Here is a 25,703-nt window from a genome sequence, read left to right as displayed (position 1 = left end):
TATGAAAACTATTAATAAACTAGTATCGGCTCTTTTGCTTTTTGTGATATCATTTGCATATGCAGAGAAAATACCGCCTACACCTGGTGCAACAGCAGCTAGGGCAGGAACCGGAGGTGGAGGTCCGGGAGCACCAGCATCCTCAATCGATATGTATGTATATGTACTGGGTATCATGGCAATAGGATTTATTGTTTACTTTACAAAAAAGTACAAGAGCGTAAAAGCATAAAATTTTATTAAAATAATATTAAACTCTCTGATTAGTCGGAGAGTTTTTTTATTTTTACTCTATGAAAAAGATTTATACGCTATCAGCGGTTTTGGCTGCATTTGCTTTGCAGGCTCAATTTACTGTTACAATTCAGACTCCGTCAGATTTTAAAGACCAGGATGCCATTCTATATACACTAAACGGATCAAAAGATATTATTGTTACCAAAGAACAGAGTAAGAATAGTACGTGGACTTTTAAATATCCCAACCATTATATGGGGATGATGAAAGTTTATTTTCCAGGTTCTAATAATACCGTAAGCTTTATTTCTGAAAATAAAAATGTCAGCATTAAACTGGATATCCAGAATAGTAAAGTAAAGGATGTTACATATCTGGATGAAGCCAATAATCTGATGAGTAAACAACAAGAAGGTTCACAAAAGAAAGAGCTTATTTTGCCGGCTTTAGCACAGATCAAAGAATATTACAAAGACAATACTGATTTTGGAAAAGCTTTGAAAACAGAAATTGAAAGACTTTCCGGTACTTCAGGTTCAATTGATGCAGCACAACATCCGTTTATTGCTTATTATAATACGAATTACAGCAAGTTTCTTTCCAATTCACCGGATTCAGCTAAAAAGGCAGATCAGGAAGAAATAATCAACTTTCTGGATAAATCAGGTGATATGCTTGAAAGCTCATCATTATTGAGACCTGTATTGGTAGCATATCTGAATTCAGGGGGGAATACCAATGTTACGGCTTCTGTTGATAAGTTGTTAGATCGTTTAAAAGTAGAGACTCCAAGAGGACAGACTGTATTGTCAGAATTGATTGATATTTTTGATGTCTATCAGATGGATGAATATAAGAGTAAATATCTGTCTCTTGCCAAAAATCTTAAATGTACCATCACTGATAGGCTTGCTTCCACATTGAAATCCAATGCGAATATTGAAATGGGGGCTGTTTTTCCTAATTATAAGTTCCAGTCACCCGTTAATACCACTGCAAAATCATTACACGATATTAAAGCAGATAAAAAGGTGGTTGTCTTTTGGTCATCTACATGCTCACACTGTGAAAGTGAACTTCCTAAACTTTTGGAAAAATATAATGATCTGAAATCAAAAAATATTCAGATTATAGGGCTGTCTTTAGATGTGGATAAGAATTCATATACCCAAAAAATTGCTGCATTTCCTTGGGTGAATGATTCCGAATTGAGAGGATGGAACAGTAGTTACACAGATTTGTATAATATTCATGCAACTCCCACGTATTTTATTTTAGATGCTAACAATAAGATAATCAGTAAACCAGATCATGTTGGTGATGTTTTAGAATATTTTAAGCTAAAATAATTTTGGAGGTAAAGAAATATTTTCTATATTTGCACCACCAAAACGGCGAGGTAGCTCAGTTGGTTAGAGCGCAGGATTCATAACCCTGAGGTCACGGGTTCAATTCCCGTCTTCGCTACAATAAACCGCAATCATTGATTTAATGATTGCGGTTTTTACTTTTAAAAAAATTGCCACTTTATCTTTTAAGGATCAAGCTTAAAAGGGATCAAGCGCAAAAGTTGGGGACTAGGCAAAAAGTTTAGCTAATCTGAATAAGAAGAATGCTTTGTCTTTTACACCGCGGAGCTGCATTCTGAAGTTTTTTATTTTCGCATTGAAGGATTAAGGGATCAGGCGTGAAAAAACTTGGTTATTATTTTTCAGCAGTGGCTTTTTTAATACCTTTCTTTGAAGAAACAGTTGACAACCTGTCTGAGCAGTGAAAACCCTTTTAATGAGGGATTAAATGTGTAAATAAGTATACTTTTCTGTCTTATAAATTTTGAGTAACAATTTTTAGAATATAGGCATAAAAAAACCGCTTACAAATCTGTAAAACGGTTTTAATTTTTCATAAAAGTTTATTAAACCTGATATCCAAGCAGCTTTCTGATCTGATAGAAGAATCTTTCAATCAGTCGCAGATCCTGTGTTACAATTTCTGCGCTGCCTCTCAATTCTTTGTCAAATGTAAGTGTCTTGTTGTAGCTTGTTTTTAATCCTTTTGGTAAAATTACATCTACATAGTAATTTCCTTTATCATCAGGAATCAGAGATATGTTTTGTACTTTTCCTTCGATGATACCATATTCCTGGAATCGGTAGTTATCCAGTTTAATCAGAACTTTTTCACCCGGAGTTATTTTTCCTGAATTTGTTGTAGGAACAGACATTCTGCCCACTAATTGTTCTTTATTTTCAGGAAGAATAGAAAGGATGGGTTCACCTACCTTTACAAACTGATTTTCACCAAAGAACTGCTGGAAGCTGGCAACACCATCCGTGGATGAGATAACAAGATAGTTCAGTTCCCACTGCTTTAGAGATTTTCGAAGCTGTTCAAGAAGCTGAAGGGTTTGTGAAGAGTAGGTAATTCTGTCTTTTTCTGTATTAATGGCAGTTCCGCTTTTTGTTTTATTCAGATTGGAGATTCCTTCATCCATTTGTGATATGGAGATTTTAATATTCTCAAGATTTTGCTGAGCCTGAAGATATTTGATCTTTTCGTTTTCAAGTTCCATTGCTGAAATAACCCCTTGATTAAATAGTTCCTGAGATCTGTTGAAGTTTTTCTTTGTCAGGTCATATTTTATAGATTCCAGACTTTTCTGCTGTTTCAAAGTAGCAATTCTTATTTTATATTCTGAAATGCTCTGATTGGCGGCGAGGTTTTCAGGAGCGTAAGGCTGTAGTCTTGTAAAAAGAGCTTCATCCTGAAATGCTTTTGCGAAACTGTTATATTCACCCTGCAATTCACCCAGTTTAAATCTTGAAGCCTGGGCAATTGGAAAGGTATATAATTGATCAGGTGTGATTGAGTCTACCAGTTTTTTAAGCTCTAAAATATCTTTATAATTAGCAGCAGACTGCATCACCATGAGAACATCGTTCTTTTTAACTTGCTGATGATCTTTTATAAATATTTTTTCAATTTTGGAGCTGGTTCGAGCTTCTATTTTCTCAGGCGGATTCTGGGAAGTCACAATAATAGGAGCCGGTACAAATTCCGGATATTTTATAATGTAGCTCATTAAGAGAATCAACAGGAGGATAATAAATATTACAGTGTTTCCCCAGCGGATCATCCAATGCGGTGGCTGGGTAAGAATATCCTGTACGCTTTCTGAGCGCAGTTCAATATTGTCTAAAACGTCTTCTTTCATTGTTCTGTAGTAAAATTTCCACCCATTTTTCAGGGGGAATGTAATTTAAATAATTGAAAAACCTCCATCATACCTATTCCAGTGCTGAAATACTTGAGTCAGTAGGTATTTGGGATTTCTCACTATTAATTTTAATTTAAACTTTCAAATTTTGCATATACCATTAACTTCCTAATTCAAGCTGGTTTCTTACAAGTCTGTAATATTCTCCTCTTAAATCTACCAGGTCAGCGTGACTTCCTTCTTCTACCACTTTCCCCTGATCCAGTACAATGATTTTATCAGCATGTCTTACCGTAGAAAGCCTGTGGGCAATCACTACTGCTGTTTTGCCTTTAAAGAACTGTTCAAGATTTTCCATAATTACTTTCTCATTGTTGGCATCCAATGCAGAGGTGGCTTCATCAAATAAAATATATTCAGGAGATTTGTAAACTGCTCTTGCAATGAAAAGTCTCTGCTTCTGGCCTCCACTTACTCCAACTCCTTCATTTCCAATCTTCGTATTATAACTTAATGGAAGACTTTCAATAAAATCCTTGATATTGGCGATTTCTACAGCACGTCTCAGTTTTTGTTTATCGATATGATCTTCACCTACAGCAATATTATTGGCAATGGTATCATTGAAAACATATCCTTCCTGCATTACTACACCGCAATGATCTCTCCAGTACCTTGGAGAAATATTTTTCATATTGGTATTTCCGATTCTGATTTCACCCTGGTCAGGATCATAAAATTTCATCAACAGTTTCAATAAAGTGGTTTTTCCACTTCCGCTGGCTCCAACAATAGCTGTTGTCTGCTGATAAGGAATTGTAAGGCTTAAATTTTCAAAAACCGGGACATCAGAACCAATGTATCTGAATGACATATCTTTGATTTCGATATCTTGTTTCGGAACATCTGTGGCATACTGTTCATTTTTATCTTCTTCATCATCTTTATCATGAATTTCTCCTAACCTTTCAAGGGAAATCTTAGCATCCTGAGTCTGCTTGATAAAGTCGATAAGCTGAAGAAGCGGGCTGTTTAACTGTCCAATGATATATTGAACAGAAAGCATCATCCCCAAAGTAAGGTTTCCGCTTAAAACAAGTTTAGCAGAAAGAAAACTCACCAGAATATCTTTCATCTGATTGATAAAGTTTCCTCCCACAGATTGCCATTGTTCTAATGAAAGGGATTTTATCCGGATTTTAAAAAGTTTTACCTGTAGAAATTCCCAGTCCCATCGTTTTTGTTTTTCAGCATTATGCATTTTGATTTCCTGCATACCGTTGATAAGCTCAATTACTTTACTCTGTTCCTGAGATACCTGAGAGAATCTCTTATAGTCAAGTTCTTTTCTTTTTTTCAGGAAAAAACTAATCCAGCCGATATATAATACAGCTCCTACAAGATAAACAATAAAAAGTCTGTAATCATAAAATAATAATACAATACTGAAAATAATAAGATTCACCAGTGAGAATAATGTATTCAGTGAAGAACTGGTAAGAAGCTGTTCAATTCTGTGATGATCATTAATTCTCTGCATAATATCTCCTGTCATCCTGGTATCAAAGAAACTTATCGGAAGTTTCATCAGTTTGATAAAGAAATCGGAGATGATCGAAATATTAATTCTTGCTGAAAGGTGAAGAAGAATCCAGCTTCGGATTGTCTCAATTCCCATTCTTCCCAGAAAAAGCATGATCTGTGCAAGTAAAACCACATAGATAAAATTAATATCCTGGTTCTGGATTCCAACGTCTACAATACTTTGGGTAAGAAAAGGAAATATCAGGGAAAGTAAACTTCCTCCTAAAAGTCCTATAGCAAGCTGTATAACTAGTGTCTTGTACTTGAAAAGATACTTGGAAAGGAATGTAAAGCTGGCCTTACTTTCTTCAGCATCAAACTCTGTCTGGAAAAATGCAGGAGTTGTTTCAAGAATCAGGACAATTCCTTCTTCTGTATTTTCTTTGGCATTTTCTCCAATCCAGGATTTGATGAATTCTTCTCTGGTATAAGTGATCAGTCCATAGCTGGGATCTGAAATATATACTTTGTTGTTTTTGTCGATTTTGTATACAACAACAAAATGATTTTTGTTCCAATGCGCTACACATGGGAAAGGAACTTCTTCTGCGAGGGTATTGAAATCGATCTGGACTCCCATGGACCGGAATCCAAGATTTTCTGCGGCATCGCTAAGGCCAAGAAGGCTGCTTCCTTCACGGGTTGTTTCGGAAAGGTTACGAATCTGCTGCAGGGATATACTTTTACCATAATACTTACTTACGATTCTGAGGCATGTAGGACCACAGTCTTTGGTATCTGGTTGCTTATAAAAAGGAAACTTTTTTTTCAAAACTACTACTCATTATAAAATGCCGTCAATGAATGACGACATTTTTGCTTTAATTCAATTATAATTCAATGAAATGGTAAACTGGAAATAGTCCCATTGATCACCGTTTTTTCTATTCTTTTACATCTTTTCAGATGGTTATTTTGTTTTTCCTAAGATAGTGAAATTTTTAGATGAAGAAGATTTATTTACTAAATCTCATCATCCTCTATTAATTCATCAATAAAGAACGATATATCTTCACGGTCATACTTATCCGGGAACTGATATCCATTGATGATAAAGATAGGAGTAAAGCTTAATCCTGCGTTACTGTTTTCTACAGACATCTCTACCAGCGGATTCAGATTTTCTGAGTTTATTTTTCCGCCGGAAAGGGCATTGATTTTGCTTTCATCCTTAGTCTCAAACCATTCTTCTACAGCATGTAAAAATTCTTTTTCAGGTTTATTATGGTAAATATAAGTTAAATCTGAAATAAGCTGCGTGTATTTTTCAGGAGCTCTGTCCGGGCTGTAATTGAATCTCATCTGCAATGAAATGTCATCAGGATATTTTTCCAGAAGACCTTCCATCAGTTTATGTGCATCTTTACAGAAACCACAATATGGATTGGAAACGATAGAAATACGGAGCTTGGCATCTCTTTTTCCAACGGCGAAAGTTTCAGTATCCTGAAATTCTATTTTTGGATTTTGTTCCATCTGATTTTTGAAAAGTTCATAGTTTCTTTTGAATCTGAGATTTTTTGCATTTGATTTTTGCAGTGCCTCTTTTTGCTCAAGAAGAGTGTTGAAATAAATAACTGCAGAAAATACAAGAGTCCACAGAATGACAGTTAATAAGAGAGTTCCCACACTGAAAGACAGATTCTCAAAAAATAAACTGCTTATTACAATTTGTCCTGCAAGGATTGAAATAATTAAAAGACATACCCTGCAAAATGTTTTTTCTACAAATGCCTGGATATACAGAGAATATCCTATTGCCAGTACGGAAACGAATGTAAAACCTTTTACGATATACGCTGTAGCTGGTAAGAAAAGACCCAATACCGCAAGCCCTGCGAAATAGATCAGAGAAAAATCTGCAAATTTTAACCCTAGAATACTGGTTTTATCCTGTTTTATAATCTTATCACATGAGTTGGCTGTCTGATTTGCTGCTGCACCTCCGCCTCCACATATACTACCGATCACAGTAGAAGTATTTCCGAATTTCTGGTTGAAAATTTCAAGAGAAATATAGACTCCTGCTAATGAAAGAATGTTAAATAGAGCTTCGTAAATGGTTTGGCTAATAAAAGAATAAGCAAGAACAACTGCAAAAATGATATAAAGTACCGGTTTGAAATTGAAAACCAGTTTGCTTTCTGCACTTTCTGTTTTCTCAAACAGAAGCACGAAATCTGTTGACTTATTATAAAGTTCTTCTTTACCAAAGGTCTTTGCTTTTTCTGAATATACTGAATAATTGCTTCCTGACTTTTTTACCAGGGAAAATGAATTTTCAACAATGGCAATAAATTCTTCCGGAAGTTCGTCCCAATATTCTTTGTCTAGTTCGTAAGCATCATTTTTTACTCCCATAAAGTTCAGAGTATCACTAAATGCCAGTGCAGATGGGTAATTGGGATGGGAATTGAACTGGAAGATAAATTCCTGTTTATCGAGTTTTAAATGGTTAATTAGTTTGTCAAAAATCATATTAATATTTTTATCTAAAATACACAGATGTTTTAAATATACAAAAAATATTTTCCTTTATTAGTGAGATATGAACGGGTATTGGTAGATTTTATTTGATCTTCAGTATTTTATTGTATTAGATTTAGAGTTTTACGATGTAGTATAGTACTGATATTAATAATGAGCAGTCTTATCTCATCTCCCAAGTATGAGTTTGTTTGTATTATTACAAGCTGGAACCACCTTTTTTGATGTGAATTACAGATTCTCTTGTTTTGATTTCAATATTATGATATTTGAGAGTTTTCGGGGGTGAAATATATCTTTAGCTTCCTTTTGCGAATTTTGGAATAAAAACAGGTTTAATAGTAGTTAAAAAAATGATGGATATATTTTGATTTTTTGAATTTGAAATTTTAGAAATATCTCATACAATATAGGGGATAACTCTAATTTTTAAAATAGGTAAAACGGGATGGAATTGAAATGTTTTTTATTTAAACAAATGTTTTATTTTTTTAATTTTTCATAGCTTATACGACTTTTAACCTTGTTTTGAGTATAGGATACCGCTATTTTGTATGATTTGTGACAAGATAAAATGAACTCAAAAAAACTTAAAAAATCATAAATTTTTCATAAAGTTTTAAAAAAGGATAGAAATGTTTTTGTATTTATAAAATATGTCGTACTTTTACATCGCCTTGAATGAGGGAACAAGTCAAGGTAATAAATTTTTTTTCATCATTTGTGTTTTTAGAATCGTATCGCCTGATACGATTCTTTTTTTATGTTTTTTCGTAATTTAAGAGCAGATCAATAAAGTAAGAATAGGTAACAGAACCTTCCTGCTGATTACTTTTCAGAAACAGATTATTAGTAAACCCAAAGAACTCATCCAGCCATCCCTGATGCTGAAGAACGAAACTTTTTTCATAAGCACGGTCTCTTTTCATGGCAGGGGAATACTGATGAAGGATCTTCTTTACAAAATGAGGATCTTCCTCTGCAATAAATCTTAAAAGACTTTTTAAAGTGAAAAATTCAGTACTGTATCTTAATTCCGGATTGCTGGAATGAATACCTAATAAATACCCTACAAAATTGGCCTCCTGTTCTCTGGCAAAACCCAATTGGTGAGAGCTTTCATGGGCAGTAGTGAAAGGAATGAAACTATGAGGCAATTCAGAGTTATACTGAGCTTCTGCAGTAAAAGGATTATAATATCCGAGAATTCCGGTAAAACTCATTACATTTTTGAAGGTACTAGGTTTAATGTTCAGGATCTGAGGAGCTTTTTTATCCGAAATATAAGAAGGAAGCTTTTTCTGTTGATACAGAATTTCCTTTTCAATAGAGGTGAGGTTAGTAATGATAAATACTCCCTTGCTGTCTTCCTGTACAAACTGTCGTGTCGCCTTGCATTTTTCAAGATAAACAAGAGCCAGTTTTCTTGCTTTTTCTACATCCGGTTCTTTCTGGCTCGAAAGTTTTTTAATAATAGGAGTCTGGAAATAGAGCATTCCCCAGAATACCTGATAAATGAAATAAAAGACATTAATGATGATCAGGAGCTTTATCATGGAATTGTTTCTTCGCTGCTTCCTGAATATAGAAATTAAATAATATAGAAGAAAGCCTCCCAATATAATATAAATCAAATCTCCAATAGAAAACGGAATCCAGCTGAAAAGTATCTGATGAGCTTCTTTCTGAAGTTCAAAAAAAATTTCAAAAAAAGAAATCATTACTTTGGATTTTGAGAATCCATAAAACAAAAGAAATTGGGCAAGTAATACACCTGCCCAAAATCTCTTTTTCTTATATATGTTTGTTGTTATATTAATGACCATTACCTTTAGATACTTTATCCAGATCAATGCCCTGGGCTTTCAGAATCCCACTTACACGGATCGCATAGAATGCAAGATAAGCAAAACAAATAACTCCTACGATATAACTGAAATGAATATTGGTAATATCCGCAATATAACCTTGTATAAAGCTTACAATACCTCCACCCATAATCATCATAATAAGGTATCCTGAACCCTGGTTGGTGTGCTTTCCAAGTCCGTTGATAGCCAGTGCAAAGATACATGGCCATAGCGTAGAACAGAAAAGACCCACACTCGTAAATGCATACACAGATACCATTCCGGTAGTGAACATCCCGATAACCAATGCTGTAATCCCTGCCAGAGAGAAGATCAGAAGCATTCTTGCCGGGTTTCCTTTACTTAAGATATCACAGATAATCATCGCAATGATGATAAATCCATAAACATAGAAAGGAGAAAGATCGTGGTTCGCAATAGCGTTTACGAATAAAAATAGACAGAACGCAAGATAAGGAGCTAAGAATCTTAATATCTTTTTGAATCCTGCATTTACGTCAAATGCTTCTACAGCACCTGTCCAACGGCCAATCATCATGGAGGCCCAGTATAAAGAGATATAAGGTGCTACATCTTTTGTCTCAAATCCTAGATTTTTTTCCATATAAGCAGGAAGGTTACTCGCTGTGGATACTTCCACTCCTACATAGACGAAAATGGCGATCATTCCCATAACCAATTGAGGATACTGGAAAGCCGAAGTTCTGTGCTCTCCCGGAGTTGTATCATCGGTATTCTCAGTATTCGTTGGGGTTACTGCGGGAAGTGAAGAAAACTTAAGCATTAAAGCCACCAAAGCAAAAGCTGCTCCTAATATAAGGTAAGGTATTTTTACACTTTCTATACTCGCCTCTGTATTGGCGGCACTTGCAGAACCGAAAATAGCAAATGCAACAATAAGCGGTCCAATGGTAGTTCCTAAGTTGTTGATTCCTCCAGCCATTGTTAATCTCTGAGATCCTGTTTCTGTAGGACCTACTTCAATAGCAAGTGGGTTGGCAACAATCTGCTGGAGAGAGAATCCTAAACCTACAATAAATAATCCGGAGATCATTAAAGGGAAAGAATGCATATTGGCGGCAGGATAGAATAATAACGTTCCCAATGCGGAAATCAGAAGCCCCACAATAAGCCCGTTTTTATATCCGATTTTATTAATCAAGTCCTGTTTAAGGCTCTTTGATACAAGCATATAAATTAAAGAACCTACAGTATACGCTACATAAAAGCATATCTGTACCAGCATACTTTCCGTTTGGGATAGATTGAAGGCTTTTTGAAAAACAGGGATCAGAATATCATTACTGGCTGCTACAAATCCCCAAAAGAAGAATACAGTAACCAACGGAATGAATTGGGCCCAATTGGTTTGTTTAGAATAATTTGACATATTTATTATAGATTTCACAAACAAATATAGCTATTTCCTTTCAACGGAATACCTGATTAAGTTTTTTTTTATTTTATCATAAGCCTCTGCCTTTAAGTCTTTTGGCGAATCCGTAGGCTCAATGATTCCATTGAAGTATACCTTTACTCTTCCCGGATAGCCTTTTGAGTTTTCAAAAGGGAACATTTCCTTGAGTCCCACAAAGGTATAAACAGCTATAGGAGAATGATGTTTTGAAGACAGCATAAATGCACCGTCCTTAAAATCATCCAGGATAATAGAAGTGTCGTCAGGCACACCGCCTTCAGGAAAAATGGCAATACTGTTGCCTTCCTCCATCTTCTCGGCGCATCTGCGGTATACATCTGCACGGCTTTTTGCACTTGCTCTGTCTACCATTACACATATTCTTTTATATATGGTTCCGAAAATAGGAATCTTCACCAGCTCTTTTTTTCCTACAAAACATATCGGGTGGTCTGGAAACAAAATGCATACAAGCATAATATCCATGATGGATGTATGGTTGGAGATAAAAACATAAGGGATATTTTTGTCTTTTTCCTGTTCCGAAAGCTTAATCAGGTCATATCTGAAGCCCATTCCGTAGAACATACCGAAACACCAGACCCTGACTAGTTTATAGCCGTATTTATAATGCTTTTTATTAAAGGATAAAATATAAACCGGAATCCCGATACTTACCGTCAGAAAAAATGCCAACAGCAGCAGCCAGAATCTCCAGAGATAATTTAAAATTTTTGTCACAGCTTAACCGTTAAAAATTACTTTCTTTTTTATCGAATAATTCAGAATGGAAACCAGCAATATTGCTGCAATTTTACTAATCATTTCCGGGCTTAAGGTATAAAAAAATAAATTGATATTATCTTTAAATATGAAGCTGTAAAATATTTGGAAAAAACCTAAGCTGAGTACTGTTGAAAAAAAAGAGACTACCATGAAATAAGCAAACTCTTTTCTCTTGGAATGTTTTCCTCTTTCAAATACAAACCAGATGCTCAGAAAGTAATTGGTAATAATCCCGCAGCTCGTAGAAAAAATGTTACTTAAAGGATAATGTACTCCATAGAAGTTGGTCTCCTTTACAAAGAAGTGCGGAAGATAGGTGCTGAAAATCTTAAAGCTGCCTATTTCTACAATGGCACTCAGCCCTCCTGCAATGATGAAGAACAAAACCTGTTTCTGGCGTAAGAGTATTTCTTTCATTTAATAAGTATAAAACTAAAATCTTTGTACATATCGGGCAGCCTGCCGGGTTGATTTATCTTTCACCAGATAAACATCTTAGAAAATTTCTTCTGTTCATAATGGTTTTGAAATCCCAACAGTTATATAGCTTCACAATATGAATATGCAAATTTATAACTATATGTTAAACACTGAAAAAAGTTGTTAAAATATTTTTTTTAATAAAAAATATGTCTAATTTTAATATTCAGAATGATGTAATTAAGACCTGATAATAAATTCATTTTCAACTCTTTGTGTTGATGGTTTTTCTATCTTGTAGTGCGCGGTTAAGAGCATATACTCCAATTTTTTATGACCCAATTAATAATAATATTTGTATGAAACGTCAAAACAAATACAGAAAATTCCAGCTTCAACAGAAAAATATTGAGGCTCTTGAGAAAGAAAATTCCCGCTTCAAAAGAGTGTATTCAGAATATGAAAATATGTCAAACGAATTGTGGAATCTTGAAAACTCCAATGGAGAAGCAGTACCTGATGATTTTATCAATGCAATGGTATTACAGACTTCCTATCTGGAAGACGAAATAGAAGACTGGCTTTTGCAATTCAACGAAAAAAAAACACAAATCAAACATTAATGATTTTAGACAGCTTCCAGGTTGTTTTTAAACGCTAATTGAAGATAAATTCATAATTTAGCAAGCTTAAATTAAAATCTAAAATATGGTTGCTATTGTAGATAGTGGTTCTACTAAATCGGATTGGGTAATACTTGATGACTTTAAGAAAGTTTTTCTGAAAACAGAAACAATTGGGTTCAATCCGAATTTTATCAACAGAGAACTGATCGCTCCTGAAATACAGAAGAATAGCAATCTGATATCGGTTAAGAATTCAATTACCAAAGTCTTTTTTTATGGTTCAGGATGCGGTGTGAAAAAAAACTGCGAAACCATAGAAGAAGAGCTGAAAAAGGTTTTTGGAAAAGCAGAGATTATAGTAAAGGAAGACCTGATGGCTGCAGCCTATGCAGCGTACAGCGGAAAACCTGCAATCGTGTGCATTCTTGGCACAGGATCTAATTCCTGTTTTTTTGACGGTGAAAATGTAAAGATAGAATTGCCTTCGCTGGGATTCCTGATCGGAGATGAAGGAAGTGGCAGTGCTATCGGAAAGCAGTTGGTACGCAGATACTTTATGAAAAAACTGCCTGCAGATCTTCATAAAGAATTTGAAGCAGATTATCATCTTACCGTTGAAGATGCATTGAAAAACATGTATCATACTCCAAGGCCCAACGCATATCTGGCGAATTTTACCAAATTTGTAATCGAAAGAAAAGACCATCCTTATTTCAAAGACATGGTGTTTGAAGAAATGAAAAGTTTCTTCGAATATCAGGTTCTTCCTTATAAGGAAGCGCATGACGCCGAGATTAATTTTATCGGTTCCATCGCTTATTATTATGAAAATACACTACGTTCTGTAGCTGCAGAACTTAATTTAAATGTGGGACATGTTGTGCAGAAACCAATTGAAAGCTTAGTAGATTACCACATTAAATATATACTTTAACAAAAAACAAAATTTTATGTCAAGTAACAACAATCGTGACGAAAAGAACTTTAGCCAGGCCGCGCTGGATTATCATAAAGCAGAACCCAAAGGAAAAATTGAAGTAATCCCATCAAAGCCACACTCTTCTCAAAGAGATCTGTCATTGGCTTACTCTCCGGGAGTAGCGGTTCCTTGTATGGAAATTCATGATAAGCCGGAAACAGTATATGATTATACGGGAAAAGGAAACCTGGTAGCAGTAATTTCTAACGGTACTGCCGTACTTGGTCTGGGAGACATTGGTGCTGAAGCTTCAAAACCGGTAATGGAAGGAAAAGGACTATTATTTAAGATCTTTGCTGATATCAACGTTTTTGATATTGAGATCGATGAAAAAGATCCGGACAAATTTATTGAAATCGTAAAAGGCATTGCTCCTACTTTTGGTGGGATCAATCTTGAAGATATTAAAGCGCCTGAAGCTTTTTATATAGAACAAAGACTGAAAGAGGAATTAAATATTCCTTTGATGCACGATGACCAGCATGGAACAGCCATTATCTCAGCGGCTGCATTGATCAACGCTCTGCAGATTGCCAATAAAGATATTGCCAAAGTGAAAATGGTGGTCAACGGAGCGGGTGCGGCAGCTATTGCATGTACCAAGCTTTATATTTCATTAGGATTGAAAAAAGAAAACGTACTGATGTGTGACAGTAAAGGAGTAATCAACCATAAGAGAGAAAATCTTACTCCGGAAAAATTAGATTTCATTGCTCAGACAGATATTGAAACATTGGAAGATGCTTTAAAAGGATCTGATGTTTTTGTTGGATTGTCAAAAGGAAACGTGATGACTCCGGAAATGCTGTTGAACATGAACGAAAACCCTATTGTGTTCGCTTTAGCTAACCCTGATCCGGAAATTGCTTATGATCTTGCTCTTGAAACCCGTAAAGATGTGATCATGGCTACAGGAAGAAGTGATTATCCTAATCAGGTAAACAACGTATTAGGATTCCCTTATATTTTCCGTGGTGCGTTGGATGTACAGGCTACCGCAATTAATGAAGAAATGAAACTGGCTGCCGTACACGCCATTGCTGATCTTGCAAAAGAACCGGTGCCGGAAGCTGTAATTTTAGCATACAATGTTCAGAATCTTCAGTTTGGAAGAGAATATTTCATTCCGAAACCATTTGATAACAGACTGATCACAAAAGTATCAAGTGCTGTAGCAAAAGCAGCTATTGAAAGTGGTGTGGCCAGAAAAACCATTACGGATTTTGAAGAATACGAACACCAGCTTTTAGACAGAATGGGTAGAGATGAGAGGTTGGTAAGAATGATGCAGAGCCGTGCGAAATCCAATCCGAAAAGAATTACCCTTGGAAATGCTGAAGAATATAATGTATTGAAAGCAGCTCAGATTCTTTATGAAGAAGGAATTGCCTATCCAAGCCTTTTGGGTGATAAAAAATACATCAAGGCGCAGATGGAGCGTTACGGAATTACCCTGGATGTTCCAATCATTGATCCAAGTGATGACGATCAGAAAGAAAACAGAAAGAAATACAGAGAAACCCTTTGGAAACTTCGTCAGAGAAAAGGAATGAACGAGTACAAAGCAAAAAGATACGTACGCCAGAGAGATTACTTCGGACCTTTGATGCTGAAACATGGTGATACGGATGGACTTATTATAGGATTCTCTAAAAACTATACTTCCGTTTTACGTCCTGTTTTAGAAGTGATCGAAAAAGATAAAGGAGTAGATAAAGTAGCGGCAATGATGATGATCCTGTCTGAAAAGAAACCTATTTTCTTTGCAGATACTTCCATCAATCAGAATCCTACCGCGGAAGATCTTGTTAATATTGCTAAAATGGCAGAATTTACAGTAAAATCTTTTGCTATTGAACCGAGAATTGCAATGCTTGGATTTGAAAACTTTGCTGCCATTTCTGAAACTTCTAAAAAAGTAGCAAAAGCAGTAAATATCCTTCACGAAAAATTCCCTAAAATGATTGTGGATGGTGAAATTCAGCCGGATTTTGCTATGGACGCAGATCATCTGAGCGATTATCCATTCTCTAAATTGGGAACTACTCCTGCCAATACCTTCATCTTCCCGAATCTGGAAAGTGCCAACCTTTCTTACAAAATTCTGAGAGGAATGAAAGTAGCACAGGTAATCGGACCGATCTTAATGGGACTGAAGCAGCCGGTACATGTACTTCAGATGCGTTCAAGCGTTGATGAGATTGTGAACCTTGCTACTATTGCTGTTCTTGATGCCCAAAGAAGAGAAAAGAAATCGTAATATAGAATGGGCGGCATAACTGGAAACAGTAATCCATCTCTCTTATTTAAAAAATGACACTGTAAACCGTGTTCAGATAGTAAAAAGACTCCATATTTTGGAGTCTTTTGTTTTTCTGTTAATTCCTTGAATTCTTATTTAAAATTTAAGTTAAAAATCATTCCTACATCAAATGAAAACATTAATTAGTTTAAATTGCTATATTTGGGAGTTTTAAAAATTAATAATGATATTTTCTTTACAAGGCACTGTTCAAGAACTTACGCCTACTTACGCTGTTATCAATGTTCAGGGAGTTGGTTACTACGTGGGAATCAGTTTGATGACCTCACAGACGCTGGTTTTGAATCAGCAGACCTTTTTATTTATTCAGCAGATCATTCGTGAAGATGCTCATCTTCTCTTTGGATTTAACACACGTTCAGAAAAAGAAATGTTCAATCTGTTAATAAGCGTTAATGGAGTAGGAGCCGTTTCAGCATTGATTCTGTTGTCAACATTGAGCCTTGATGAGATTGCTTCTGCGATCCTTTCCCGAAACAGTGCATTGATTCAAAAAGCAAAGGGAATTGGTGCAAAAACTGCCGAAAGGATTATCGTAGATCTTAAAGATAAAGTACAGAAATACAGTGATCCAAACGCTAACATTTCTGTGATGGCGGATAATAAAATCAAGGAAGAATCGTTATCTGCATTAGAAGTTTTAGGCATTCCTAAACGAACGAGCGAGAAGATTGCGGATAAAATCATAAAACAAAATCCAAACATCTCGGTAGAAGAATTGGTGAAACAAATCTTAAAAAACATTTAACATTTGGTGGCAAATAGTAAGCATCTTAACATATTTTTGTTCCTGTCTTTCCTGTGTATGTCTGTAAGTGCTTTTGCACAGGCACAGAAAGATACAGCGATCATAAGAAAACAATATGAAGTGGCCGACCCTACGAGGTATGAAGCCTATTACGACATAAAAACCGGGATGTACTATGTATATCCTAAAATTGGAAATACCATCACAGGTCCTCCTACAGCCATGTCTCCGGAAGAGTATAAAGAATATATGCTCGCCAGCCAGACAAAAGCTTATTATAAGGAGAAATCCGATAAATATAATCTTCTCTTCAGAAAAGACAAATCTGATGCAAGGAAGAAGGGGTTAATTCCTTCATTGTTAATTAATAACAAACTTTTTGAGACGATTTTCGGAGGCAACAAAATTGAAATTATCCCTTCAGGATACGCATCGCTGGATTTTGCAGGACTTTACCAGAAAATAGATAACCCAATGATCCTGCCTCAGAACAGGACCAGTTTTACCTTTGATATCGACCAGAGAATTCAGCTTGGATTATTAGGGAAAGTAGGGGAAAATCTTCAGTTAAAAGCCAATTATGATACCCAGAGCGGCTTTGCTTTTGAAAACAGAATGAACCTTGTATGGCAGGCCAAAGGAAGCTGGAAAGATCTTCAGAGTAAAGGTCTTGGAGATGTAGATAAACCCAACGAAGGAGGAGAAGATAAAATCATCAAAAGAGTTGAATTTGGTAATGTAAATATGCCGCTTTCAACCAACCTTATCCGTGGTTCACAATCACTGTTCGGGGTAAAAACAGAATTCCAGTTAGGAAAAACATTTGGAACGGTAGTCCTTTCCCAGCAACAGGGAGAGGCTCGTAATATTGTAGTACAGGGAGGTGGTGTGATGAACAATTTTAAAATCAATGCCATTGACTATGAAGAAAACCAGCACTTTTTTATAGGACATTATTTCCTGAACAAATATGATGATGCCCTGCTTAATTATCCGCAGATCAATTCCACGATCAATATTACCAGAATGGAAGTCTGGGTATTGGATCAGGGAAACAGTAACCTGGCTTACCAGAAAAGTATCATTGGGATCAGGGATCTGGGCGAAGGCCCCGGCGGAGTAACGCTGCCGGATAACTCACTGAACGGATTATATGATGAAGTATCAAAAATAGCCGGAACAAGAGAAGCAGGTAAGAACTATGGAACTATTTTCCAGGGGCAGGTGCTTCCTGGGGATCCCGTTCCTTACGATAACGGAGAACAATTCATTTACAATACAAAAGCCAGAAAGCTGAACAGTAATGAATTTACCTACCAGCCGCAGTTGGGATATATTTCATTGAATCAGAAACTTAATGACCAGCAGCTTTTAGCCGTTTCCTACTCTTATACGGTTAACGGCAGTAATAAAGTATACAAAGTAGGAGAATTTTCTGAAGAAAGCCCTGTACTGGTCACCAAGGTATTGAGAGTAAATAATAAAGTGAACACTCAGTCTCCGATGTGGGATCTGATGATGAAAAATATCTATTCTATGGATGCGGGACAGGTATCTCCGGATGGCTTTATCCTTAACGTATATTACAGAGATCCAAAAACAGGAGGTAAAGTAAACTATCTTCCGGACACTTCTGTAAAAGATCAGAATTTACTGAAATTATTCAATTGGGACCGTCTGAATATGAACGGCGATATACAGAATAATAAAGACGGAAGCAAAGGAGATGGTATTTTCGACTTTGTTAATGGGATTACTATCAGACCTGAAACAGGAAGAGTTATCTTTACCAAAGTGCAGCCTTTCGGTAAGTATCTGGAGTCAAAATTAGGGACAAGTGATCCTCAATATGTTTTTCAGGATCTTTATACCAAACAAAAACTACAAGCGTCCGCCAGTAACCTTTCACAGAGGTATACCATGGAAGGCCGTTATAAAGGTGTTCAGGGTCAGGGTATATCTTTAGGTGCAGTAAACGTTCCTCAGGGATCAGTAAAAGTAGCTGCAAATGGAGTACAGCTTACAGAAGGTGTAGACTATACGGTAGACTATATGCTTGGTACAGTTACGATCATTAATGAAAATGTAAAACAGTCCGGACAGGCAATCAATATTTCACTGGAAAACCAATTGACATTTAATACCCAAAGAAAAAGATTCTTAGGATTAAATTTAGAAAGAAGATTTAGTGAAAACTTTATCTTAGGAGGAACGGTGATCAATTACTCAGAATCTCCATTAACTCAGAAAGTAAACTTCGGGCAGGAAGCGGTAAACAATACCATGGCAGGGATCAACCTGATGTACAACAATCAGGCTCCTTATCTGACAAGACTTACCAATAAACTTCCGATGGTAAAAACCGAAGCTCCATCCAACTTAAACTTCAAGATGGAAGCTGCATACTTATTACCTGGCTTGAATAAAGGGACAAATAATCAGTCTTACATTGATGATTTTGAACAAACCACTTCTAAAATATCATTAAAAGAACCGGCAGCATGGAGCCTTGCTTCAAAACCGGAAAAAAATAAATTACCGCCATTTAACACAGTACCTGGCAATGATGATCTAACAAGCGGATATGGAAGAGGACTATTAACATGGTATAATATTGACCCTAGATTCTGGGGTGTCGGAGGAAAAGCACCTGCAGGAATTACACCGCAGTCTGTATCCAATCACGCTTCCAGAAGAGTACAATATTCAGAGATTTATAATAACAGAGATTTCGTAGCAGGAGAACAAACTTTCACCAATACTTTTGATATCTCTTATTTCCCTAAAGAAAAAGGACCTTATAATGTTAACCCTTTAACAGAGCAGGCGCAAAGCAGATGGGCGGGAATTATGAGATCAATCAGCGTTCCGAACTTTGTTACTTCAAACATTGAATACGTTGAATTCTGGATGATGGACCCTTACGCAGATGGTAAAACCCTGGGTACTGATCCAAAACTTTTACTTCACTTAGGAAACGTTTCAGAAGATGTATTGAAAGATGGAAAAATGCAGTATGAAAACGGGCTTCCAACGCCAGGTACACCATCTTCTACAACCAACTCAAACTGGGGAGTACAGCCAAAACAGCCGCCAATCTTATATGCATTCTCTACAGAAGGAGAGGATAGAAAAGTACAGGATGCCGGATATGATGGTCTTACTTCTGATCAGGAAGCGATGAGATTCGGAAATACATTTGTAAACCCGGTAACCAATATTGCTGACCCTGCAGTGGATGACTTCGTATTCTATCTTTCTGATAAATTTACAGGAAGTCAGGCTGCTTCAGTGGTGGAACGTTATAAATATTTCAGAAACCCTGAAGGAAACTCAGAAGCAAACTCTCTGAATGTAGCTTCGCAAACTCCGGATGCTGAAGATATCAACAAAGATTACAACCTGGATCAGACTGAAAACTATAACCAATATGTTATAAAGCTTGACCAGCCAAGTTTGTCACTTGGGTCGAATAATATTGTAGATGTAAAAACAGTAAAAGCAACATTCCAGAACGGACAGTCTGCAGATGTGAAATGGTACCTGTTTAGAATCCCTGTGGCGAATTATGATAAAGCTGAAGGGACAGCGGATCCATCTGTATTGAATAATGTAAGATTTGCAAGATTAATGCTGGCAGGATTTGATCAGACCTCTACGTTGAGATTCGGAACAATGGATCTTGTAAGATCAGACTGGAGAAAATATACCAGCAAAATTGCCAGTGCAAATGTTCCGAATTCCGACGAAGGAACGGGAACTGTAACAGATCCTAATTTTGAAATAGGAAGTGTAAATATTGAAGAAAATGCATTGAACCAGCCTCCATATGTATTGCCTCCGGGAATTGACAGACAGGTATTGAGTGGAAATGCAGGAGCGCAGAGACAGAATGAGGCGTCACTTTACATGAAAGTGAAAGAGCTTAAAACTGAGGCAAGAGGAGTATTCAAAAATACAACATTGGATATGAGAAGGTACAAAAAGCTGAAGCTGTTTGTACACGCTCACGATCCATCCAATGTTATTACTGGAATTGATGAGAAAACAAAATTCTTTATTCGTTTCGGAAGTGATGCTACAGATAACTATTATGAGTATGAATCATCTTTAAAAATGACTCCTACTACAGCCACTGCTCCTATGGAGATCTGGCCAATGGAAAATGAGGTCGATTTTGATGTTCAGAACTTTGTAGATGCTAAAATCAGAAGAGACAAATCTGGTGTTGCAATCACGAATAGAACAATGGATCTTGTCTATCAGGAACCTTATAAAAATATTTATATTAAAGGGAGACCAAGTTTAGGAAATATTACCACCATTATGATTGGGGTAAGGAATGCAGATCCAAGAACAAGCTCTACCATAACAAGAGTTCTTTGGGTAAACGAAATCCGTCTTTCTGAAATTGAGAATGATGGAGGATATGCAGGTAATGCCAGCTTAAACTTTAACATGGGAGATCTGGCAACAGTGAATGCTAATGCTTCCTATACATCAGTTGGTTTTGGAAATATCGATTCAAAACCGGCAGAAAGAACACAGTCTACACAATCCGCATTCAGTATTAATACTGCGATTAATGTAGATAAATTCCTTCCGGAAAAAACAGGGGTGAAAATTCCTTTAAACTATTCTTACTCGCAGACGATTGAAGATCCAAAGTACAATCCTCTGGATACCGACGTAGAATTCAATAAGGCTCCAAACAAAGATCAGTTGAAAAAAGTAGCGAGAACGTATACCCAGCAGAGAAGTATAGGAGTGGTTAACATGCACAAAGAAAGAGTAAATCCAAATAAAAAGCCTAAGTTTTATGATATTGAAAACGTTTCAGTAACGGCAGTATATAACGATGACTATTTCAGAGATATCTATACCAAGAGAAATTACAGACAGTATCTGAGAGGGTATATTGATTATAACTACACCTTTAAACCGTGGGTACTTAAGCCTTTCAACAAGATGATCAGCGATACGGCGAAATCGACAAAGTATCTGAGATGGGTAAAAGAATTCAATATTAATCCAATTCCTACAAGAATCTCTTTCAGAACTGAAATCGACAGAAACTACAACGAGCTTGAGTTCAGAAATGTGGAAGCAATCCTTAATGGTGATATGAACAGTAATTTCGATGCCATCAGAAACAGAAACTTCTTCTTTGGATGGCAGTATGGTTTAGGGTTTAATTTCACAAAATCATTAAAACTGGAGATCAACTCCGCAACCAGAACGTTGAATGACAATCTGGATGTAAATTCGATGGACAGCAAATCGATTTTCGGAAATGTATTCAGAGCCGGAAGACCGGTATTGTATAATCACAGAGCACAGCTGAATTATAAACTGCCGTTCCAGTACCTGCCTTATCTGGATTTCATTGATGCAGAAGTAGGATATGGATTTACTTACAACTGGGCTGCAAGATCTACTTCGTTGACTGGATTTTTTGACCCTAACAAGAATCAAACAACAAGTTTAGGATCTGTGGGGCAGAATACCAATGTGATTCAGGCAACAGCTTCAGCAGATCTTCCTAAGTTTTTTGGGCAGTTTAGCTATTTCAAGAATATAAATGCCAAACTTCAGAAACGCAAACAGGAGATGGACTCTCTGAATAATGTGTATGCCAAACAGTGGGAGAAAAACAGATACAGATATAAGAAATATAAATTTAAGAATAAGCTTACTCCACTCCAAAGTGCTGCATTCTTCTTAACTTCTTTCAAACAGTTAAACGTAAGTTATAACGAAACGAATGGAACAGTACTTCCGGGATTAATATCAGCGCCAAACTGGTATGGATACGGACAGACATTGGGTGGCCCAACTCTAGGATTCCTTTTAGGATCACAGGCTGACATCAGAAGAACAGTAATGGAAAACGGATGGGTGAGTGATTCTAAATACATGACAGATCCTTATGTAAGAATGTCGACCAAAGAATTGAGAGCCGACCTACAGGTGATGCCAATGAACGATTTAAGAGTAGATCTTAATGTGTTGCATACCTTTAACAGTAACTTCTCACATACAGGATTTAACTATATCAATGGTGGGGTTTCTGATCCTGACTTTACATTTGCTAGTGAGATGACAACGTATTCCAATACGACGATGCTTCTTAGCACATCATTTAAAGATGGGCAGGCAGTTTACCAGGCGATCAGAGAAAATGCGAGAGCGCTTTCTCAACAACTGGGAGATCCGGGAGCAGTATTGGATAACAACGGATTTGCTAAGCATTACAGCATTGGAAATGCCTATGTATTGATTCCTGCCTTTAGAGCAGCGATGGAAGGAAAATCAGTGACGCCTATGGGCAATCCTAAAAAATCAGGATTCCCGTTACCAAACTGGAGAATTACCTATTCCGGATTGAAAAATATCCCGATGATCAGCGGGCAGTTCACGAAGTTTGATATCTTACATGCCTATACCGCCACCTATACGGCAACAGGTATTCAGAGTAACGTAGATTATCACGGTAACCCGAACGGATATTATCAGACAGTAGATAATGCAGGTAATGTGATCAAAGATGGAGGGGATAAGATTAACCCGTATACATTCGCACAGGTTGGATATGTAGAATCATTCTCACCGCTTTTCGGGATAGATGTTACCATGAGAAACAATATGCAGTTCGGGATACAGTATAACAAAACCAGAATGATGGTACTGGGATTAGTCAACCAGACGCTTACCGAAGATGCCAATACAGAATATGTAGTAAGGCTTGGATATATTGTCCGAAACTTCAGATTAGGAACAGCCAATATCCGGGGAAGAGGAACAAGAGGAAAAGGAAGTGACCTTAACATCAGAGGAGATATTTCATTAAGAGACAGTAAAACATCTATTATGAATATTCTGCTAAATGATGCACAGGTTACCGGAGGACAAAGATTGATGAACATTAAACTTTCAGCAGACTACAATGTTTCCGAGAATCTGAATCTGAGAGTGTTCTACGAACAGATGACCTCAAAATACAAGATCTCCACAGCATTCCCGCTGTCTACAGTAAGAGCAGGTATTTCAGCCACATTTACATTCGGAGATTCCGGAGGTGGATTCTAAAAATAATACAAACATAAAAGTCCTTCAGTTTTGAAGGACTTTTTTTATATCCGATATTTGAAGCTACTATATTTTTGAATACATTTGTACAAAATAAAAATTTAAAAATGAATACACCATCAGAATTAAAGTACACGAAAGATCACGAATGGATCAAGATCGAAGGTAATGTAGCTACAATCGGTATTACAGACTTCGCACAAGGAGAACTTGGAGACATCGTTTACGTTGATGTAGATACTGTAGATGATGATCTTAATGGAGGAGACGTTTTCGGAAGTGTAGAAGCAGTAAAAACTGTTTCGGATCTGTTCTTACCTATCGCAGGAAAGGTTATCGAGTTTAATTCAGAATTAGAAGATCAGCCTGAACTGTTAAATACAGATCCTTATGGAGACGGATGGATCATCAAATTGGAAATTGCTGATGGGGCAGACCAGTCAGAATTACTTTCTGCGGATGATTACAAAGCGATCATTGGATAAGATTTCAAAAATATTTAGTAAGATACTGCCCATTTATTGGGCATTTCTTACTTATATGCTTCTCAAACCAGGAGAAGAGAATCATGAATACTGGTTCATGTTCAGCGGTATTGACAAGGTATTGCATCTTAGTATATTTGCAGCCTTGGGTTTCTCTTTCATTGCCGCATTTCCCAAAATAAAATTCTCATACTTTTTTCAGATCATCCTTCTCTATGCGTTCCTTACCGAAATCCTGCAGGAAGAAATGGGATTGGGCAGATCTATGGAAACACTGGATATCGTAGCAGATACCATTGGATGCTTATTAGGATACTATACCTATAAGTTATTAATCAAACGTTTCTTTTAAAGCACCTTTCAACACTCTCACTATTTCCTATTTCTTTTTTTATTCTTCCATCACCAGGCGTCTTACCCTCTTTTATCTTCAACCCTCTCACTCTCTTACTCTCTTACTCTCTTACTCTCGAACTTTTTTTTTTAGGAGCTTTTTCCTGCTCTCCATTCCTATTCCTCGCGCCAGCGCTCTCCCAGGCTGTCGCCCTGAGCGAAGTCGAAGGTTCTCCCACGTTCCGACCCACCGACTCTCCCACGCAAGCTGCGGGGTAACCATTTCTATCAGGGCTAGGGGAGGAGTTATAAATGATAAATGATAAATGATGGATGATGGATGATGAATGTTGTGGGTTTCGGGGTAATGAGTAAGAATCCCTATTCCTATTGTGTCATTTTGCAGGAATCCCAACTTCTTTACGATAGTCCTTAAAGGAAGTAATATGACAGGATAATATCTAAGACTTTTTTTAGCAGTTAGTATTAGCCGTGTCCTGCAGAGCTGAGGCTAAGCATTTTAATTAATTATGGGTATAGGAGCTAAATCCTATTACTCTATATATAATATAAAAGCAAACATCTTATCTGTGTCCATCTGTGTCATCTGTGGTTCATTATAACTATTCAATAGGAGTGGGCTAAAATCCTGAGCTTAGTCTAATGAATCCCATTTAATAAAGATACTCCCTCCATTTGAATTCAATTCCAACCTGCACCTTATTATTATAGATACCTTATTTGATCTTCCACACCGCAAAAAAACCACATCTCATATCCCGAATCCCGCCATCCTGCATCCTATATCTTTACTCCTTACTCTTAAACTCATCTTCTGTCACCCTGAGCGAAGTCGAAGGGTCTCCCAGCCTCCAACGCTCCCACCCTCCAACCCACCCACCTGATCTTCCAAACAAATGTTTAAAATTTTTCTCCCTGCTATCCAGCTGTTTAGGTTTAAATATTACGAAACGGTAAAATTTATGTTAACTAAACTTGTTTTGCGTTGTAATAAGTTATTATCTTTGCCCCACTGAAAACGAGAGAGAATCAGTAGCGCAGAAGAGCCTTTAGGTGGGCATAAACGATATTACTTCAAAA

The 25,703-nt window shown here is 36.6% G+C and carries 16 protein-coding genes, 1 tRNA gene and 1 pseudogene; 10 read left to right on the top strand and 8 right to left on the bottom strand.

Translation table 11 applies throughout. From position 1 onward, the window contains the following. Nucleotide 1: 1 nt before the first annotated feature. The 3 genes from BW946_RS14400 to BW946_RS14390 all read left to right on the top strand — a co-directional run bounded on the left by BW946_RS14400 (nucleotide 2) and on the right by BW946_RS14390 (nucleotide 1,704). A complete protein-coding gene (locus tag BW946_RS14400; protein WP_076596844.1) occupies nucleotides 2-232 on the top strand; it encodes a signal peptidase in 231 nt (76 codons plus the stop codon). 61 nt (nucleotides 233-293) lie between these two features. Next, the gene (locus BW946_RS14395) at nucleotides 294-1,586 is read left to right on the top strand and encodes a TlpA family protein disulfide reductase (RefSeq protein ID WP_076596843.1); all 1,293 of its coding nucleotides are present in this window, start codon (nucleotides 294-296) and stop codon (nucleotides 1,584-1,586) included. A gap of 44 nt (nucleotides 1,587-1,630) precedes the next feature. After that, nucleotides 1,631-1,704: transfer RNA gene (locus BW946_RS14390), tRNA-Met, on the top strand. A 110-nt stretch (nucleotides 1,705-1,814) separates the two neighbouring features. Here BW946_RS14390 and BW946_RS21700 read toward each other — a convergent pair. The 8 genes and pseudogenes from BW946_RS21700 to BW946_RS14355 form a co-directional block, all read right to left on the bottom strand. Continuing rightward, a pseudogene (locus tag BW946_RS21700) lies at nucleotides 1,815-1,910 on the bottom strand (DDE transposase); the annotation flags it as partial. 242 nt (nucleotides 1,911-2,152) lie between these two features. Then, entirely contained in the window at nucleotides 2,153-3,451 is a 1,299-nt protein-coding gene (locus BW946_RS14385) for an HlyD family secretion protein (RefSeq protein ID WP_076596842.1), read from the bottom strand. 163 nt (nucleotides 3,452-3,614) lie between these two features. Next, nucleotides 3,615-5,810, bottom strand: a complete 2,196-nt coding sequence (locus BW946_RS14380) for a peptidase domain-containing ABC transporter (protein ID WP_076596841.1) — start codon at nucleotides 5,808-5,810, stop codon at nucleotides 3,615-3,617. 191 nt (nucleotides 5,811-6,001) lie between these two features. Next, nucleotides 6,002-7,516 (bottom strand): thioredoxin domain-containing protein, encoded by a 1,515-nt coding sequence (locus BW946_RS14375; protein WP_076596840.1) that lies wholly within the window; start codon nucleotides 7,514-7,516, stop codon nucleotides 6,002-6,004. Nucleotides 7,517-8,286: 770 nt separating this feature from the next. Next, on the bottom strand, nucleotides 8,287-9,246 hold the full coding sequence (locus BW946_RS14370) for a DUF3810 domain-containing protein (RefSeq protein ID WP_317043157.1): 960 nt from the start codon (nucleotides 9,244-9,246) through the stop codon (nucleotides 8,287-8,289). Between the two features lie 94 nt (nucleotides 9,247-9,340). Next, entirely contained in the window at nucleotides 9,341-10,786 is a 1,446-nt protein-coding gene (locus BW946_RS14365; protein WP_076596838.1) for an MFS transporter, read from the bottom strand. Nucleotides 10,787-10,816: 30 nt separating this feature from the next. After that, the gene (locus BW946_RS14360) at nucleotides 10,817-11,554 is read right to left on the bottom strand and encodes a lysophospholipid acyltransferase family protein (RefSeq protein WP_083688885.1); all 738 of its coding nucleotides are present in this window, start codon (nucleotides 11,552-11,554) and stop codon (nucleotides 10,817-10,819) included. Nucleotides 11,555-11,557: 3 nt separating this feature from the next. Next, nucleotides 11,558-12,016 (bottom strand): GtrA family protein, encoded by a 459-nt coding sequence (locus BW946_RS14355; RefSeq protein ID WP_076596837.1) that lies wholly within the window; start codon nucleotides 12,014-12,016, stop codon nucleotides 11,558-11,560. Nucleotides 12,017-12,378: 362 nt separating this feature from the next. Here BW946_RS14355 and BW946_RS14350 point away from each other — a divergent pair, with 362 nt between their 5' ends. The 7 genes from BW946_RS14350 (at nucleotide 12,379) to BW946_RS14320 (ending at nucleotide 24,621) form a co-directional block, all read left to right on the top strand. Beyond that, entirely contained in the window at nucleotides 12,379-12,642 is a 264-nt protein-coding gene (locus tag BW946_RS14350) for a hypothetical protein (RefSeq protein WP_076596836.1), read from the top strand. Between the two features lie 85 nt (nucleotides 12,643-12,727). Next, on the top strand, nucleotides 12,728-13,579 hold the full coding sequence (locus BW946_RS14345) for an ATPase (protein WP_076596835.1): 852 nt from the start codon (nucleotides 12,728-12,730) through the stop codon (nucleotides 13,577-13,579). Between the two features lie 16 nt (nucleotides 13,580-13,595). Beyond that, the gene (locus tag BW946_RS14340) at nucleotides 13,596-15,884 is read left to right on the top strand and encodes an NADP-dependent malic enzyme (RefSeq protein ID WP_076596834.1); all 2,289 of its coding nucleotides are present in this window, start codon (nucleotides 13,596-13,598) and stop codon (nucleotides 15,882-15,884) included. A 226-nt stretch (nucleotides 15,885-16,110) separates the two neighbouring features. Then, a complete protein-coding gene (gene ruvA / locus BW946_RS14335; protein ID WP_076596833.1) occupies nucleotides 16,111-16,695 on the top strand; it encodes a Holliday junction branch migration protein RuvA in 585 nt (194 codons plus the stop codon). A 57-nt stretch (nucleotides 16,696-16,752) separates the two neighbouring features. Further along, nucleotides 16,753-23,784: a T9SS outer membrane translocon Sov/SprA gene (sprA, locus tag BW946_RS14330; protein WP_076596832.1), complete on the top strand. Its 7,032-nt coding sequence runs from the start codon at nucleotides 16,753-16,755 to the stop codon at nucleotides 23,782-23,784. 107 nt (nucleotides 23,785-23,891) lie between these two features. After that, nucleotides 23,892-24,269, top strand: a complete 378-nt coding sequence (gcvH, locus tag BW946_RS14325) for a glycine cleavage system protein GcvH (protein ID WP_034695881.1) — start codon at nucleotides 23,892-23,894, stop codon at nucleotides 24,267-24,269. A gap of 25 nt (nucleotides 24,270-24,294) precedes the next feature. Beyond that, entirely contained in the window at nucleotides 24,295-24,621 is a 327-nt protein-coding gene (locus BW946_RS14320) for a VanZ family protein (protein WP_076596928.1), read from the top strand. Nucleotides 24,622-25,703: the final 1,082 nt, after the last annotated feature.

The organism is Chryseobacterium sp. RU33C, assembly GCF_900156015.1.
In the GTDB taxonomy this organism is placed as follows: domain Bacteria; phylum Bacteroidota; class Bacteroidia; order Flavobacteriales; family Weeksellaceae; genus Chryseobacterium; species Chryseobacterium candidae.
Note: the sequence above shows the minus strand (reverse complement) of the source record. Positions and strands in the feature narration are given on the sequence as shown.